General features: G+C 66.2%; 15 protein-coding genes, 2 tRNA genes and 1 pseudogene. 9 read left to right on the top strand and 9 right to left on the bottom strand.

The genetic code is table 11. The features are described 5' to 3' along the window. Positions 1-194: 194 nt before the first annotated feature. The gene (locus tag HSRCO_RS13010; protein ID WP_259518072.1) at positions 195-527 is read right to left on the bottom strand and encodes a cupin domain-containing protein; all 333 of its coding nucleotides are present in this window, start codon (positions 525-527) and stop codon (positions 195-197) included. Positions 528-548: 21 nt separating this feature from the next. Between HSRCO_RS13010 and HSRCO_RS13005 the strand changes: the two genes are divergently transcribed. From HSRCO_RS13005 to HSRCO_RS12995, 3 genes are all read left to right on the top strand, one after another. Beyond that, entirely contained in the window at positions 549-701 is a 153-nt protein-coding gene (locus HSRCO_RS13005; RefSeq protein WP_259518071.1) for a hypothetical protein, read from the top strand. A 108-nt stretch (positions 702-809) separates the two neighbouring features. Beyond that, complete coding sequence (locus HSRCO_RS14560; RefSeq protein ID WP_310795437.1) at positions 810-1,121, top strand: PGF-CTERM sorting domain-containing protein; 312 nt, start codon at positions 810-812, stop codon at positions 1,119-1,121. A 288-nt stretch (positions 1,122-1,409) separates the two neighbouring features. Then, on the top strand, positions 1,410-1,835 hold the full coding sequence (locus tag HSRCO_RS12995) for a hypothetical protein (RefSeq protein ID WP_259518070.1): 426 nt from the start codon (positions 1,410-1,412) through the stop codon (positions 1,833-1,835). Between the two features lie 200 nt (positions 1,836-2,035). Here HSRCO_RS12995 and HSRCO_RS12990 read toward each other — a convergent pair. The 3 genes and pseudogenes from HSRCO_RS12990 to HSRCO_RS12980 all read right to left on the bottom strand — a co-directional run. Next, a pseudogene (locus HSRCO_RS12990) lies at positions 2,036-2,257 on the bottom strand (RNA-guided endonuclease TnpB family protein); the annotation flags it as partial. 136 nt (positions 2,258-2,393) lie between these two features. Continuing rightward, a tRNA-Thr gene (locus tag HSRCO_RS12985) sits at positions 2,394-2,465 on the bottom strand. 44 nt (positions 2,466-2,509) lie between these two features. Next, complete coding sequence (locus HSRCO_RS12980) at positions 2,510-3,175, bottom strand: hypothetical protein (protein WP_259518068.1); 666 nt, start codon at positions 3,173-3,175, stop codon at positions 2,510-2,512. 59 nt (positions 3,176-3,234) lie between these two features. Here HSRCO_RS12980 and HSRCO_RS12975 point away from each other — a divergent pair, with 59 nt between their 5' ends. Beyond that, complete coding sequence (locus HSRCO_RS12975) at positions 3,235-3,912, top strand: enoyl-CoA hydratase/isomerase family protein (RefSeq protein ID WP_259518067.1); 678 nt, start codon at positions 3,235-3,237, stop codon at positions 3,910-3,912. Positions 3,913-3,996: 84 nt separating this feature from the next. On the opposite strand, the gene HSRCO_RS12970 is transcribed toward HSRCO_RS12975, so the two are convergent. Further along, positions 3,997-4,812 (bottom strand): NAD+ synthase, encoded by an 816-nt coding sequence (locus HSRCO_RS12970; protein WP_259518066.1) that lies wholly within the window; start codon positions 4,810-4,812, stop codon positions 3,997-3,999. Positions 4,813-4,970: 158 nt separating this feature from the next. Here HSRCO_RS12970 and HSRCO_RS12965 point away from each other — a divergent pair. Next, positions 4,971-5,041: transfer RNA gene (locus HSRCO_RS12965), tRNA-Gly, on the top strand. A 581-nt stretch (positions 5,042-5,622) separates the two neighbouring features. Here the strand turns inward: HSRCO_RS12965 and HSRCO_RS12960 are convergent. After that, a complete protein-coding gene (locus tag HSRCO_RS12960; RefSeq protein WP_259518065.1) occupies positions 5,623-7,140 on the bottom strand; it encodes a heme-binding protein in 1,518 nt (505 codons plus the stop codon). An 84-nt stretch (positions 7,141-7,224) separates the two neighbouring features. On the opposite strand from HSRCO_RS12960, the gene HSRCO_RS12955 reads away from it, so the two are divergent. Beyond that, positions 7,225-7,785: a pyridoxamine 5'-phosphate oxidase family protein gene (locus tag HSRCO_RS12955; RefSeq protein WP_259518064.1), complete on the top strand. Its 561-nt coding sequence runs from the start codon at positions 7,225-7,227 to the stop codon at positions 7,783-7,785. Positions 7,786-7,823: 38 nt separating this feature from the next. Here the strand turns inward: HSRCO_RS12955 and HSRCO_RS12950 are convergent, their stop codons facing one another. From HSRCO_RS12950 to pyrH, 3 genes are all read right to left on the bottom strand, one after another. Continuing rightward, a complete protein-coding gene (locus HSRCO_RS12950) occupies positions 7,824-9,590 on the bottom strand; it encodes a site-2 protease family protein (protein ID WP_259518063.1) in 1,767 nt (588 codons plus the stop codon). Positions 9,591-9,669: 79 nt separating this feature from the next. Further along, complete coding sequence (gene lysS / locus HSRCO_RS12945; RefSeq protein ID WP_259518062.1) at positions 9,670-11,316, bottom strand: lysine--tRNA ligase; 1,647 nt, start codon at positions 11,314-11,316, stop codon at positions 9,670-9,672. After that, complete coding sequence (gene pyrH, locus HSRCO_RS12940; protein ID WP_259518061.1) at positions 11,313-12,032, bottom strand: UMP kinase; 720 nt, start codon at positions 12,030-12,032, stop codon at positions 11,313-11,315. The genes lysS and pyrH overlap by 4 nt, the downstream gene beginning before the upstream one ends. Positions 12,033-12,125: 93 nt before the next feature. On the opposite strand from pyrH, the gene HSRCO_RS12935 reads away from it, so the two are divergent. The 3 genes from HSRCO_RS12935 to HSRCO_RS12925 all read left to right on the top strand — a co-directional run bounded on the left by HSRCO_RS12935 (position 12,126) and on the right by HSRCO_RS12925 (position 14,743). Then, complete coding sequence (locus tag HSRCO_RS12935) at positions 12,126-12,881, top strand: molybdopterin synthase (RefSeq protein WP_259518060.1); 756 nt, start codon at positions 12,126-12,128, stop codon at positions 12,879-12,881. Between the two features lie 407 nt (positions 12,882-13,288). Continuing rightward, positions 13,289-13,528 carry a hypothetical protein gene (locus HSRCO_RS12930; RefSeq protein ID WP_259518059.1) on the top strand — a complete coding sequence of 80 codons (240 nt, stop codon included), beginning with the start codon at positions 13,289-13,291 and terminating at the stop codon, positions 13,526-13,528. A 264-nt stretch (positions 13,529-13,792) separates the two neighbouring features. Further along, positions 13,793-14,743 carry an AEC family transporter gene (locus tag HSRCO_RS12925; protein WP_259518058.1) on the top strand — a complete coding sequence of 317 codons (951 nt, stop codon included), beginning with the start codon at positions 13,793-13,795 and terminating at the stop codon, positions 14,741-14,743. The last annotated feature ends 21 nt before the right edge of the window (positions 14,744-14,764 follow it).

Genomic DNA, 14,764 nt, shown 5'->3' with positions numbered 1-14,764 from the left:
GAGTTCCACAACTCCACAACGCACTCCCGTTGTGCAGTCTGGGTCGTCGCGTCGACCTCCCGACTTCCGGCCCAACTTTCAGGATAGCGTCGAGTCCGATCCGAACCCGGGTTACTCAGTCTATCGCCTCTTCCCCGACCACGATGTAGGCCCCGACCCGTAATGCGGAGCTACTGGACTCGAACCGGTCCGGTCTATCGGAGCATCGTCAAGAGCATCTTGAACGGTTCGTCGGCGGCGAGTGCGTGTGGCACGTCTGCGGGAAACACGAGCGAGGCGCCGTCGTCGACCGTGAACTTCGTCTCGTCGATGCACACCGTCGCGGTGCCGTCGAGCACCTGGAGCAGTGCTTCGTGTGGTGCCGAATGCTCGCTGATCCGCTGGCCCTCCGCGACGGCGAAGAGCGTGAGGGTCGCCGACTCCCGGTCGACGAGCGTTCGACTCACGATGGCGCCGTCCTGGTAGGCGAGTTGCGCTGCGAGGTCGAAGGCACCGTTGGGGAGGTCGGTGAGTTGGGCGTCGCTCATGGTAGGTTTGCTAGAGGTCTGGTGACGGAAATAGGCGAGGCCGAACAGCGAGCGGCCGAAGGAAGTGAGGGTGCTCGAAACGGCGAGCGGGGAGCACAGCGACCCGTGGGCAGCGAGCGGCCGAAGGAAGTGAAGGTCCTCGAAACGGCGAGCGGGGAGCACAGCGACCCGTGAGCAGCGAGCGGCCGAAGGAAGTGAAGGTCCTCGAAACGGCGAGCGGGGAGCACAGCGACCCGTGAGCAGCGAGCGGCCGAAGGAAGTGAAACTCTCGAAAAGCGAGCGTTGAGTGAAGCGAGGCGCGCGGTCGACGAGGAATTCGAAGCGAAGCTTCTCCCGGGAGCGCTCCCGACCGGTGACGACGCTATCACCGCAGACGGCCTCCTCGTCGAGGCGGTCGAGGAGACCAGCACGACGGCAGAGCCGACCACCGAAGAGCCGCCCGAAGCGTCCGCGGAGGAGCCTACTGAGAAACCGACAGAGGAGCCAACCGAGGAACCGACTGAGGTGCCCACACAGACGCCCGGCTTCGGCATCGCAGTCGCGATGCTCGCGCTGATCGGCGCTGCGCTCGTCGCGCTCCGCCGTCGGAACTAACGTTCCTACGAGCCCCGTTCGCTGTGTCACCGGCGCTTCGCGCCGGTTTCCAGCGGGACCTCCGGTCCCGCCCTGCTCACGGGGACGCCGCCGCTCCTAACCAACCACGCCTCGCGGGCGTAACCCGCCATCCGACCCTTCACCGGGTCGATACCTCTCCACATTTCTTCGGACGGGAGCCAAATAGCGAGCGCTCTATCCACCACCGCTGGCAGTCGCTGCCCATGCTTTCGAGGGCCGGGGTTTAGGGTGGCACTCGCATAACATCCAGATACTCGATTCATTCCCATGACCGACCTCCCCTGCTCACGCCTGCTGACGTGGTTGCAACGCGAGTACGGCGACGATCTGCGCGTCCTGCTCCACTACGAGGAGTCGGAGTACGAGTGGCTGTACCGCCGTGACGACGTGCGGGCCCAGTACGACGAGCGGTCCTTCGACGAGAGCGTCGACACCTACCGCGAGATCGAACCGCTCGTCCGCGAGCAATCCGATATCCTCGACGGCGGGGCGCTGCGGGCGACGGTCAACGTCTACGATGACATCGTGTTGCTCCAGTTCCCGATGCGGCCTGGCGAGGGCGTGGTCGTTTCCCTCGAGGCGACCGCCGGTGCGGACCTCGTCGAGATCGTCGCCACCGGGCTGCAGTTGCTGCTCGCTGACGCCGATGCGGCCCAGGCACGGATGCCCGACTGGGTGAAGCAGACGGACTAACTAGGGCACACTCCGTTCCCGTCGGAGCCGTGCGAAACGGGATTCCGTGGCTCGGTCAGAAATCGCTCAGCGGGTGTCGCGAGAACGACCTCGTCTTACGCTCGCTCGCTGGAGACGAAACATTCGTCTCGCGTCGTGACGAGGCCGGCGTGTAGCGCGCCGAAGAGGGTGCGGTCGTACTCCTCGAGCAACGCCGCGGCCGCCAGAATCGCGTGCTGGCTCCCGAGTTCGGTGCGGTCGCGGACCGCATCGTACGCGAGTGGCTGGACGTCGCGTTTGCTATTGACCTGCCTCCAGGCCATGTCCGTGGCAATTTGGCAACCACGCTTCCACTCGGAAATCGTGTCTTCGAGCAAGTCGCGTTGCTCGTCGTCCACGGTCAGGCGGGTGATCGCGGTGCGCCGCACGTACTCCTCTGCCACAGTTTACTGTTATACCGATGGTAGATAAGGGTGGCCGTGCGGTGATTGTATGCTGGAACAACACCGCACGAAATTGAGATACAACAGGATACGTGAACCCGTGATGCAACGCCCGCCGAATGAAGAACTCCAGAAGAGCCTGAGGCGGGATTTGAACCCGCGCTCTCGTCCTTACCAAGGACGCGCTTTACCGCTAAGCTACCCAGGCAGGCATTCAAATCAAGGGATGGCGCGTCGTTTAGGGGTTTCGATTTACCGGTCCGAGGCGGAGTGCGTCGTCACTCGATCGTCGCCGGTCGGCTGTTGACCGACCCGGTGCATGACTTCCTCGACGCTCTCGGGGAGTCCCTCGGTGGCCTCAGGCAGGGGCGGTTTGCCCGCCGATCGGGCCAGCCCCATCACGTACTGGCGGAGTCCGATGGGGGCGTCTTTCCCGCCCGCCGTGGCCCCGGCGATAGCCGCGAGTTCGAAGACGTTCGTCTCGAGCGAGCGGGCGCTCGTCCCTTCTTTCGACTGGAAGTCGGTCTGCTCGTGGCCAAACTCCCGCACCGTCTCGACGGCCTTGTCGGCAGCCTCGGTGTGTGAGAGGAGCTGGAAGCCTCGGGAGACGAGCACGTCGGCGGCCAGCACGTCCATGTCGTCCTCCAGGGCTCCCTGTCCATCGGCCCATGGCTCCTCGCGGACCATTCGGCGGGTCAACTTCAGCCCGTCGTAGATGAGTTGCACGCCGGCCGCCCGGCGCAGCACCGCCTCCTCGTTCCCGTCGCCGACGACGACGCGGGCGCTCAGAACAGTCAACACACCCGGAATCATCGACGTCCCCGAGAGATGCTCGTCCATGACGCCCCTGAGTCGTCTCGGCGAGATGTCGTCGATGGCCTCCCTCGCGGCGGCGCGAGCCTGCAGGGCCTCGTCCATTGATGCAGTCTAGCGGTGGGAACGGCAAAGACCTTTGGAAAGGACCGTCGATGGCCGGCATGATTCGGACACGAGACGAGGGACCGATCCGAGTTGTCACTCTCGACCGGCCCAACCGTCGCAACGCGCTCACCAGAGACGGCCTCGACGCGCTGGCCCGGGCAGTGGACACGACGGACGCGGCTGTCGTGTATCTCGAAGGGGCCGGCACGGCCTTCTGCGCGGGTGCCGACCTCGACGTGTTGCGGTCACTCGACGGCGACGACGCGGCGGCCTTCGCCGACCGCGGGCAGCGGACGATGAACGCCATCGAGACCGCCGATGCCGTCGTGGTCGCGGGGATCGACGGCCCGGCCAGGGGTGGCGGCGTCGAACTCGCTCTCGCCGCCGACGTGCGGGTGGCGACGCCCGACGCGACCTTCGCGGAACCGGGGGTCTCGCTCGGCGTCTTCGGTGCCTGGGGCGGGACCCGGCGCTTGCTCGAGGCGGTCGGAGAGACACACGCCACGGACCTCTCGTACTCGGGACGGACCGTCGACGCGAGCGAGGCACTCGCGATGGGTCTCGTCTCTCGCATCGTCGACGACCCGTACACCGTTGCCGTGGAGATCGCGGCCAACGACCCGGCCGCCTTGCGCGAGCTGAAGGGTCTCCTTGCCGCCCCGCGACCCCATCGAGAACAGGAACGCCACGAGCGCGAGGCCTTCGAGCGATTGCTCGAAGACGGTCTCGAGTGACGGCTCGATGGGGCTGCGTCGCGGAGCAGGTGAAACGTCCGAGCCCCGTCACCGAACCGAATATCGAGCAGTTCGCTTCCCCGTTCAGGGGGGTGTTGGGGTCGTCGGCGGGGTTCGCTTGTGCTCGCTTCCGCGGGCCATCGCGGCGATGCGCTCGACGACCGCCTCATCCTCGTCGATGGCACGGGCGGTCGCGGTCGCGGACAGCGGTCCGTCGACGTGCAGGGCCAGGATGGCGTCGAGCGTGTCGTAATCGATGCCGAGTTCGTCTTCGTCGGTCTGCCCGGCCCAGAGCCCCGCGGTCGGCGTCTTGGTCACGAGTTCCTCGGGGACATCCAGCGAGCGGGCCAGTTGTCGGACCTGCTGTTTGTACAGGTTGCCCAGCGGGTTCACGTCCACCGCGCCGTCGCCGAACTTGGTGAAATAGCCCACCATCGCCTCGGTGCGGTTGCCCGTCCCCAGTACGAGCCCGTTCTCGTGGTTCGCGACCAGGTAATTGATTACAGCGCGCGTCCGTGCGCGAGCGTTCCCGACCGCCTCGTAGTCGTCCTCGGCCTCGCCGAAGGTGTCGAGCAGCAGGTCGACGAACGGGTTGATCTCCACCAGGTCGTACTCGACGCCGAGTTCCTGGGCGACCCACTCGGCGTCGCTCATGTTCTCCGGTTCGGAGACCGCCCCGGGCATGACGAGGGCGTGGAGCGCGTCGGCGCCGAGCGCCTCGACGGCCAGGTGGGCGGTCGTGGTGCTGTCGATGCCGCCGGAGAGCCCGAGGATCGCCCGGTCGGCGCCGGCCGCACCCATGCTGTCCTGGATGAACTCGACGATGGACTCGCGTCTGTCGGCCAGTTCGGTCTCCGAGAATCTGAGGTCGAGTGGTTCTATCGCGTCTGGGTCGCTCATTGCTGGGGGATTCGGCGCCGGGGGGCAAAAACCCACCCCGCACCCATGGAGGTGGTATGGCTCCCTTCCTGGCGTCGACGTTTCGTAGTCACCGACGACCGCCTCCGCCCTACCGTGTAGTTGAAGTGTTCTGGTGTGGAAATAGCGATTGCGTACGAGCGCCGGTGGTCTAGTGGTAGGACATGAGCTTCCCAAGCTCATAGCCCGGGTTCAATTCCCGGCCGGCGCAGTTTCTCGAGCGGCCTGCGAGAAAAACGAGCACAGGGAATTGAGCCCTGCCAGTCGCAGCCCGCGCAGCCGAGCGAAGCGAGGTGAGCAGGACCGTCTGGCTCTGGTTCAATTCCCGGCCGGCGCACTCCCTTCGGTCGTGCGCCGCCCGACTTCCCCCTCGCTCCCTGACGGTCGCTCGCGGGAATCCCGGCCGGCGCAGTTTTCCGAACCCTTTCCGCGAGCGATGGCTGCGCCATCGCGAGCATACGGGTGAGGGAAACGAGCAGAGGGAATTGAGCCCTATCAGACGCGCGCAACGAAGTGAGCACGTCTGATTTTGGTTCAATTTTCGTTGGGCAAAGCCCAACGGCGTCCCCCTCGCTCCCTGACGGTCGCTCACGGGAATCCTGGCCGGCGCAGTTTTTCGAGCGGCCTGCGAGAAAAACGAGCAACGGTATTTGTGCCCCATCTGGCTCACCCGCTGCATTGTACCGATCGACCCATTGCAGTGTCGGCAGCAACCCCCACCCCCCTAGTTCGAGTGGAAATCGCAACACTGCGGTACGATTCGATCTCCAGTAGAAGTGCGGGTTGGTGCGGTCAGGCCAGGAAGACGTGCCGGGGACGGTCGGTGAGGATGTCTCGCCCGAACTGGACCGTCTCGCCGAAGGCGTCGGAGCGGAAGAACGCCATCGCGTCCTCGCGAGAATCCCACTGGCTGGCGATGAACATGTCCGTCTCGTCCTCCCGGTTGACCAGCAGGGTCGTCTCGCGGTGGCCGTCCATGTCACCGAGCATCTCGCCCACGTCGTCGAAGACGTCGACGAAGTCCTCGCGGTGGTCGGGGTCGACGGTGTAGAACATCCCCATCGTGCCCCAGCCATCCTCGCTCTCGCCTGGCCGGCCGACCACGCCCGGGAGTTCGGAGAGAAAGCCACTCGCGGTGTCGGCGGCTGATTCGGTCTCCCAGATGCTCACGACGGCGGCGTTGCCGCTGTCGCGGGGCTCGTAGACGGCGGTCTTGACGTGGGTGTCGTAGTGGTCGAAGTTCGACCGGAGACCGTAGACCTCGTCGGCGAGTTCCTCGGGGTCGGCCTCGGAGTACAGCGCCAGCGCGTAGACGTCCTCGCCGTGGGGTTTGCCACCGTAGACGTCCAGGTCGGCCAGTTCGTCTCGAAGGCTCGGGGTCTCGGAATCCGTCTCCTCGCCCTCCTCTGCACCATGTTCGCCGTGACCGCCGGGATGGCCGCCCTCGCCATGCTCGTGCTCGTCGCCAGCGTGGCCACCGTGTCCGCCGGGATGCTCGCCGGTCGTGGCCGCCTCGTCCGTCTCGCCGCTCTCGTCAGCCTCGACTGGAACCGTCTCGCCGGCCATGTACGCGTCGAGGTCGGCGACCGGGAAGCGGCGGCCGACGTAGAATCGCCCGAACTCGCCGTACTTCGCGGTCGCCTCGTCGAAGCGCATCTCGTAGACGATGTCCTTCAGGGCGACCGCGTCGGTCCCAAAGAGGGTGACTCCCCACTCCCAGTCGTCGAGGCCGAGCGCGGAGGTCACGATCTGGGTGACCGTCCCGGCGTAGCCCTTGCCGGTCTCGCCGTGTTCGGCCATCATCTCGGCGCGCTCCTCGAGTGGGGTATCGTACCAGTTGTACTCCGGATCGCGCCGTTTCGCCATCGGGTAGAACGAGACGTAGGCGTCCTCGGGGATTGAGGGGTGCTTTTTCGACTCCATGTACCGACGGAGGCCGGTGTCCACGCTCTCGGGGTCCTCGAAGTACTCGGGGGCGGTGTACCCGCCGATCTCGGTCACCGACACGAAGGAGGTCGTCTGTTCGGTGAACCCACCGAACGTCGTCTGCTCGAACGCCCGTTCCAATCGTTCGACCTCGTCGAGGGTAGGTCGCAGGTGGAGGACGAGGAGGTCGGCCTTGTGCCCGGCGATGGTGAAGATGGCGGATTCGCCGTCCCCGATATCTTCGGCTTCGCCGATGAACGATTTTGCCTCCTCGAGGGCGGCCTCGCGGCGCCGCACGGGGGCGTCTCGCCAGGCGTTCCAGTCGATCTCTCGGAAATCGTGCAACGCGAACCATCCTTCGTCGGTGGGTGGGACCTCGGCCATATCCCACGATATACAGCCTGGCTTGAAGGGCGTTTCTAGAGGGGCAGCCCTCACGCTTTTCACGGTGGCCCGGGTTCGGGGGGTATGGTCGACGCGGACCGACACCGCCCGCGCTATCTGTCGCGAGCGGTCACCGACGACGAGTCCATCCGTCGATTCCTCGAACGACACGCCTGGGGCGTGCTGGTGACGGTCGACCGGGACGAACCCGTACCGACCCCGTTACTCTACGTCTACGAGCCCGACCCCCACGCGATAGCCGTCCACGTCTCGCCGGCCGGTCGAACGGCCGCTGTGGCAAGTGACGGGTCGCCGGGGGCGTTCACCGTGGCGACGATGGGTGAGATCATCCACGCCCGGGAGGCCGCGGCGTTCGACACCGAGTACGAGAGCGTCGTGGCACACGGGGTGGTGGAGCTGCTCGAGGCGGACGATGCGAAACGGAGCGCCCTCGCCCGGTTGATGGCGAAGTACGCCCCGCGATCGGCGCCGGGCGAGGACTATCGGTCAATCACCGACGAGGAGATCGATCGAACGGCAGTGGTCAGACTCTCCATCGAGGACTGGTCGGGGAAACGCAACGAGGCCGCCCTGGCCGACGAGACCGCACCGTTCGATCCGGAGTGGCGGTCGGCGCAGGACTGACACGCGCGAAGTGTATCGAGCGGACCGGCGTCGAGTGATCAGGACAGCAGTTGCGGCCCGAAGACCATCACCACGAGACTGACGAGCATCACCAGTCCCACGCTCGTCGTCACCGCTCTGGTCGCCGAGCGCCGGTCCTCGATGGGGAGACGGGAGACGACCGCCTCGGCAACCATCCGGAGGAGATGACCGCCGTCCAGCGGGAACGCCGGGATACAGTTGAAGAAGCCGAGATTGAGGTTGATCCATCCGGTCCAGAACAGCACGTTCGCGAGGACGAATGCCCCACCACCCAGCGGGGACAGCGGTCCCTCGAGGACGAAGAAGTTCAGGTTCCAGCCGACGAAGCCGGCGAAGTTGTACTCCAGGCCGGCGGCGCCGAACGTCCCGATGAACGGCAGGATGAGGACCGTCCCGATGGTGCGGATGAAGCCGGTGAAGCCGTCGCCGGCCGCGTCGCCACCGAGGACCGACAGGTATGTCTCGGCCGGATACAGGTTCGTGCCGAAGTCGGAGACGACCATTCCGCTGATGCCGGAGAAGACCCTGACACCGAGGTAACTCGACCCGTCGGCTTGCTCGCCGAGGGTCACGTCCCGGGTTCGTGTCTCACCGTCCACGACTATGGTGACCGGGGTCGTCTCGCCCGGGTTCAGCGCACCGAGTGCCGACTGCAGATCAGTGTGGTCGATGATCCGCGAATCGCCGATGTGGGTCACGGTTACTGTCTCCTCGGCGGGGAATCCGGCCGCCGCGGCAGGGGCGTCGTCGGCAATGGTCACCAGGGCGCCGCCGGCGGCGGTCGTCGAGGTTCCATCCTCTGCCGTCACCGTGACCATCGTCTCCTCTTCGAGTGCCGCGGTGAGTTCCGGTTCGGTCCGGATCGGGTCGCCGTTCACCGACGCGATGGTGGCGTTGACACCGAGCGAGGCGAACGGCGAGGGATCGGCCATTCCCGTCACCAGCAACTGTCGCTCCACCGTCGTCACTTCGCCCGAGGCCAGCGTGACCGATACCGATTGCGCTTCGGTGGCCGCGAGCGCCGCGTTCAGGTCGTCGTTCGTTTCGACGTCGGTCCCGGCGACCGCGACGATCCGGTCGCCCTGGTCGATCGACGCCGTGTCGGCCGCCGACCCGGGCAGCACGCCGCCGACGGCCGCGCCAGAGGCGACACCCATCGAGCCGACGACGGGCCCGAACAGCAACCCGAAGGCGATGACGGTTATGAGGAAGTTGTTCGTCACGCCGGCGGCGAACATCCTGGCCTGGTTGCCGCGGTCGGCGGCCCGCTGGCTCTCCTCGTCGGGTTCGACGAACGCACCCATGGGGATGATCGCCAGCATGGCGATGCCCATCGACTCGATGTCGATGTCGCCGGCCCGGGAGAGGATCCCGTGTCCGCCCTCGTGGACGACCATGCCGATGAAGAGGCCGAGGACGATCTCTGGGGCGACAGCGAGCGGGAGGAAGTCGTTGACGCCCGGGATGACGAGGACGTTCTGGGGCTGGGTCGCGGCGGAGGGGGCCGGCGGGTTCTGGACGACGGTGACCGCGTTGAATACGAGCAAGACGAAGACGCCGACCAGGACCACCAGCGCGAACCCGAGCCCGAAGTTCCCCCACGCCCGCCACAGCCGCTCCGGTTGGGCGATTCGCTCGAGAAACCGTCGCCCTCGCTTCGTGTGGATCGTGAGGATAGGTCCCATCGTCCCCACGTACTCGGGGAGCTGGTCCCGGGACGCGAGTGTGGCGACGGCGGCCCAGTATCCCAGCACCCCGAGGAGGACCCAGGTCCAGGGATTCATTGTCCGAAATGGGGGGCCGTGCGGGGAAATGTATTCGGGTTTCGGCGTTCTCGCGGGCCGGTTTTGAGCGGTCGACCGTTCACCGCTCCCGACGGAGTCTGGCCAGCACGAACTCGGTGTCGAGTTTGCCGAGGAACGTCCCCAGTTTCGGGCCCTGCTCCTCGTCGAAGAAGAGGCGATAGCCAGTCTCGAAGAACTCGCCCACGTCCACGTCGTGGCGCCGAGCGGTCTCGAATATCTCACCCTGGATCTCCTCGGGGGTGTGACCGGCCTCGATGAACTCCGCCAGCTCCTCGAGTGCGTCAGCGGTGGCCGGGTCGACCTCGAAATCCGGTATGTGCTGGCGCTTCAGGTCGTAGTTGAACTCGTTGTCCGTACGCCGTGCCCACTCGCGGGCGAGTTCGACGCGGTCGAGTGCGGCGTCGACCGCCCATCCGGGAGCGTCTTCCGGAATGTGTCCCTCGCGGCGGGCGATCTCCTCGCGGAGGGCCGGGTCGTCGGTCATCCCGAGGACTGCAGCGAAGGTAAAGGGGATGCGGATGCGCTCCTCGCGGAGCTCGTCGACGAGGAGCGGATAGACGCGGTCCGCGAGGGCCTGCTCGTCCTCGGTGGCGTCGACCTCGCCGAAGTAGGTCGCCTCGAACCGGTCGAATTCGTCGACGAGCTGGTCCACCCGGTCGATGTCGAAGTCGCGGGCCTTCTTCGGGTCCTTGCTGAAGAAGTACAACAGGACGGCCGGTTCGAGCAGCCGGAGGACGTCCTGGACGAGGACGACGTTGCCCGCCGACGAGGAGAACGGCTCCCCGTTCAGGGTAAACCACTCGTAGACCATCGGGACCGGTGGGACCGATTCGAGGACGTTGCGGGAGATGTCGACACCGCTGGGCCAGGAGCCCTCTGCGTGGTCCTTGCCGAACGGCTCGAAGTCGACGCCGAGTTCCTGCCACTGGGCGGGCCACTCGAACCGCCAGGGGAGTTTTCCCTCGCGGAGCGTGGCGGTCCCCTCGTGTCCGCAGCCTTCGATGGTCCTCTCTCCCGCCTCTATGTCGGTGCAGACGTAGTCGACCGTGCCCGCCGACGGATCGACGGCGCTGACGGTTTCGGTGACCATCCCACACTCCTCGCAGATGGGGTTGAAGGGCACGTAGTCCTCGTCGACCTTCGCCTGGTACTCCGCGAGGACCTCGCGGGCCAGGTCGGCGCGTTCGAGGAGGTACCGAGTGACCTCCTCGAGGTCGCCGTCCTCGTAGAGATCCGTGTTGGAGATCATCTCGACGGGGACGTCGAGTGCCGCGGCGCTCTCCGCGATGAGGTTCGAGAAGTGCGCCCCATAGGAGTCACAGCAACCGAACGGGTCGGGGATGTCGGTGTAGGGCTTCCCCAGATTCCGACCGAGGGCGCCCGCGTTGACGTCGCCCAGGTCGACGATCTCGCCGTCGAGGTTCGCCAGCTTTCGCGGGAGCTTTCTGAGCGGGTCGCGGTCGTCGCTCGTGAAGATCTGGCGGACCTCGTACCCGCGATCCCGGAGGACCTCGGCGACGAAGTACCCGCGCAGGATCTCGTTCATATTGCCGAGGTGCGGGACGCCGGACGGCGAGATGCCACCCTTGATAACGATCGGCTCTTCCGGATCCCGGGCGAGAACCCGGTCGGCGACCGTATCAGCCCAGAACGCGTGTCGGTCGCCCTCTGCTGTCAGGACGTAGGGGTCGTCTTCGGGTCTCATTGGCGCGCCCACTGCTGGAGTTCGGCCTGGCTCCCGTCCGGGACGACGTCGGTTCCGTCGTGGTCGCCGTCGAGAACGGCGTCGACGACAGCCTCGGGATCGTTACCGTCCAGGACGATAGAGCGCATGCGGGAGCGCTCGATGAGCTTCGCGGCGAGCAGGTCGACTGGTGCGGACGCACCGGCGGTCATCTCGGTGCCGACGATGACGTCGACCAGTTCGGCTGCCGACATCCGGTCGAAGCGGGTCGCCTCGTCGTCCTCGTTGGGATCGGCGTCGAACACGCCCGGTACACTGGTCGCGTAAACGAGGAGGTCGGCTTCCACGAACTCGGCGAGCGCGGCGCTCACGGCGTCGGTGGTCTGGCCCGGCATCACCCCGCCCATGACGGCGACGTCGCCCCGGCGCAGCGCCGCTTTCGCCTCGTCGTAGGTCGTCGCCGGCGATGGCGCCGCCAGGTTCTCGAGAGCGGCGATCAACAATCGAGCGTTCAGCCGGGTCACCGCGATGCCCATGTCGTCCAGTTCGATCTCGTTCGCCTCGAGCGCTCTGGCGGACTCGATGTAGTCGCGGGCGACGCCGCCGCCACCGACGACCACGCCGACCGAGACCCCCGCATCGACCAGTCGCGTGATGGCCCTCGCGTGGGCTGCGACGCGCGCGGGGTCGAGGTCGGGTGCGAGTACACTGCCGCCGAGTGAAACCACGGCCCTCATGCTACCGCGGAGTAGCCCGGTTGCGCTCTTAAGGATTGTCACCGCCGGCCCACGGGCGACACCTACAAGCCGCCAGCACCCGGAATGCACCACATGCAGGCACTTGGCATCGCGACGGCGTCGACCGACCCCGAATCGGTCGTCGAGCGACTCGCGCCGCGACTCCGAGAGCGGGGTCGGCTCGCCATCGTCCGGGCGACGGCGGACGGCTTCACCGTGACCGCAGACGGTTGGGAGGCGACCGGCGCAGCGCTCACGTACGAGGACGTCATGGACAGGGTGGCTCGTGACCACGATTACGGCCTCGTCGTCGGCGTTCCCGACGCTCGCCTCCCACACGTAACCGACGGCGAGGTAGACGCCCACGATCCGGTCCTTCGCGTCGAGTCCGGGGACCTCGATGTGGACGCAGCGATCGACGCCATCGAGGCGGCGGACCCCTACGAGACCCTGGGCTCCCTCGTCGCCGCCGTCAAAGGCTCTTCGAGACGCGACTACGCGGGCGCCATCGCAACGTTCACCGGTCGCGTGCGCGCGAAGGAGGACGAGGACGACGACTACACGACCTCGCTCACCTTCGAGAAGTACGAGGGTGTCGCAGAGGAACGACTGTCCGAGATAGCGGCCGACCTCGAGTCACGAGACGGCGTCGAGGAGGTCCTGTTGCACCATCGCGTCGGCCGAATCGAGGCCGGCGAGGACATCGTCTTCGTCGTCGTCCTGGCGGGACATCGGACCGAGGCCTTCCGCGCCGTCGAGGACGGCATCAATCGCCTGAAGGACGTGGTCCCCATCTTCAAGAAGGAGATCACGACCGACGAGACGTTCTGGGTGCACGAACGGCACTAACTCTCCCGTAGAACTTTACTCCTGGAACCAACTCTCGCCAGCCCTTCGGTTCAGCTGGAAACGAGCCCGGCAGCCTCTCGGTTCAGGTGGAGACGCCCGCTGTCAGACCCCTGCTTCGCCTGGCGATGGCAGGTCGCCTGACCCGCGCTCGCCGTCTCGAACCCTGCAATTGGTGCCCGAAATCGGCGCTGTCCCGACCGAATACGTGCTAGATACGATCGAGTACCTACCGGTACTAGAACTCGAATTACGCCCTCTGCTGGCTCTATAAAATGTCTAAGACTCTCTCGAACGTTCGTGAAACGTCCGTCTGACGCCCGTCATCCCCGTGAAAGCGCCCGAAACGGACCGAACGTTCAACCCTCTATAACTCCCCCCAGCCGATAGGAACGAGCGAGGCAACGAATATGAGTGTCACAATGCCCTCCGACCCAGACTCCAAGGAAGCCCGCCTGCGCCGGTATCTCCGGGAGAAGGCCACCGACGGAGAGCTCTACTTCAAGAGCAAGTTCATCGCGGACGACGTCGGTCTGTCCCCAAAGGAGATCGGCGCGCTGATGGTGAAACTCTCCGAGTCCACCCCCGATCTCGAGATCGAGAAGTGGTCGTACACCTCGGCCACGACCTGGCGCGTCCAGCCAGCCTGAACGGCCAGCGACCGGTTGCCAACCGCTACGGCCGCCACCGACCCACCATCGAGTACCGAACCACCCGCCCACCGCCCTGAACCGCCCGCTACCCACCCCCGAACCAGCGATCGGCGACCCGCCGTCAGGTCCTGAAACGCTGGCTCGCCCCATTCTTCGTCCGCACATCTCTAGCGCTGTCCCGCCTCCTCGGTACCTCGTGCCCACGGTACCGGCAGCGGCGAATCCCACTGGTTTTTGCCCACGCCGTTCCTGGTCGGTGACGTGTCGTTCGTCTCCGCGCTGACCACGGCCATCCTCCCCGTGCTGGCGATCGCCGGCGTGGGGTTCGTCCTCGGCCAGTACCGGGACGTGGCGGTCGAACCGCTCTCGACGGTCACCATCTACATCCTGGTCCCCGCGCTGGTGTTCGCGAGCCTCGCCACCACCTCGATCGGCGGGGAGGCCATCGCGACCCTGGCCGTCGGCGTCGTTTCGTTCACCGTGGTCATGGTCGGCCTGGCCGAGTCTGCCGCCCGTGCCATCGGCGAGACCGGACCGATGCGCTCGGGCCTGGTCCTCTCTTCGGCCTTCTCGAACGCCGGCAACTACGGTATCCCGCTCTCCGCGTTCGCCTTCGGTGGGGTCGGCCGGAGTACGGCGGTGCTGTTCATCGCCGTGCAGTCCGTGCTAATGTACACTATCGGGGTCTACGTCGCCAGTCGGGGGACGAGCCAGCACTGGGGGTCGGCGCTGCTCGAGGTCTTCAAACTCCCGCTCGTCTACGCGGTCCTCCTCGCCGGCCTCGCCCGCTTGCTCGAGGTCGTCCCGCCGAGTGACGGGACCGTGATGCAGACTATCACGCTTACCGGTGACGCGGCCATTCCGGTGATGCTCGTCATGCTCGGTATCCAGCTGGCGAACACGAACTACGGCGCCACTATCACCCGCGTCTGGGCACCGACGACGCTCAAGATGTTCATCGCCCCGATCGCCGCGGCCGCCATCGCCCTCGGTATTGGCTTCGACGACCCCGTCGTCGGGCGGGTGTTCGTCCTCGAATGTGCGATGCCGGCGGCGGTCACGCCGCTCATGCTCACCATCGAGTACGGTGGCGAGGGCGCGGGGGTGGACGCGGCCGAATACGTCAGCACGACGATCATGGTCACGACGCTGCTCAGTATCCCGGTCCTCGCCGTCCTCATCGGCATCCTCCAGTCCGGTGCGCTCCTCTGAGGGGTAGGGGGCTGGCTGGTT

Source organism: Halanaeroarchaeum sp. HSR-CO (genome assembly GCF_024972755.1).
In the GTDB taxonomy this organism is placed as follows: domain Archaea; phylum Halobacteriota; class Halobacteria; order Halobacteriales; family Halobacteriaceae; genus Halanaeroarchaeum.
The sequence above is the reverse complement of the archived record's forward strand: the minus strand, read 5'-3'. Positions and strand labels throughout refer to the sequence as shown.

What these genes read in the sequence shown, in the direction of transcription:
- HSRCO_RS13010 (WP_259518072.1), bottom strand. Translation starts at nt 527, where the DNA reads ATGAGCGACGCCCAACTCACCGACCTCCCCAACGGTGCCTTCGACCTC.
- HSRCO_RS12995 (WP_259518070.1), top strand. Translation starts at nt 1,410, where the DNA reads ATGACCGACCTCCCCTGCTCACGCCTGCTGACGTGGTTGCAACGCGAG.
- HSRCO_RS12980 (WP_259518068.1), bottom strand. Translation starts at nt 3,175, where the DNA reads ATGGACGAGGCCCTGCAGGCTCGCGCCGCCGCGAGGGAGGCCATCGAC.
- HSRCO_RS12975 (WP_259518067.1), top strand. Translation starts at nt 3,235, where the DNA reads ATGATTCGGACACGAGACGAGGGACCGATCCGAGTTGTCACTCTCGAC.
- HSRCO_RS12970 (WP_259518066.1), bottom strand. Translation starts at nt 4,812, where the DNA reads ATGAGCGACCCAGACGCGATAGAACCACTCGACCTCAGATTCTCGGAG.
- HSRCO_RS12960 (WP_259518065.1), bottom strand. Translation starts at nt 7,140, where the DNA reads ATGGCCGAGGTCCCACCCACCGACGAAGGATGGTTCGCGTTGCACGAT.
- HSRCO_RS12955 (WP_259518064.1), top strand. Translation starts at nt 7,225, where the DNA reads ATGGTCGACGCGGACCGACACCGCCCGCGCTATCTGTCGCGAGCGGTC.
- HSRCO_RS12950 (WP_259518063.1), bottom strand. Translation starts at nt 9,590, where the DNA reads ATGAATCCCTGGACCTGGGTCCTCCTCGGGGTGCTGGGATACTGGGCC.
- lysS (WP_259518062.1), bottom strand. Translation starts at nt 11,316, where the DNA reads ATGAGACCCGAAGACGACCCCTACGTCCTGACAGCAGAGGGCGACCGA.
- pyrH (WP_259518061.1), bottom strand. Translation starts at nt 12,032, where the DNA reads ATGAGGGCCGTGGTTTCACTCGGCGGCAGTGTACTCGCACCCGACCTC.
- HSRCO_RS12935 (WP_259518060.1), top strand. Translation starts at nt 12,126, where the DNA reads ATGCAGGCACTTGGCATCGCGACGGCGTCGACCGACCCCGAATCGGTC.
- HSRCO_RS12930 (WP_259518059.1), top strand. Translation starts at nt 13,289, where the DNA reads ATGAGTGTCACAATGCCCTCCGACCCAGACTCCAAGGAAGCCCGCCTG.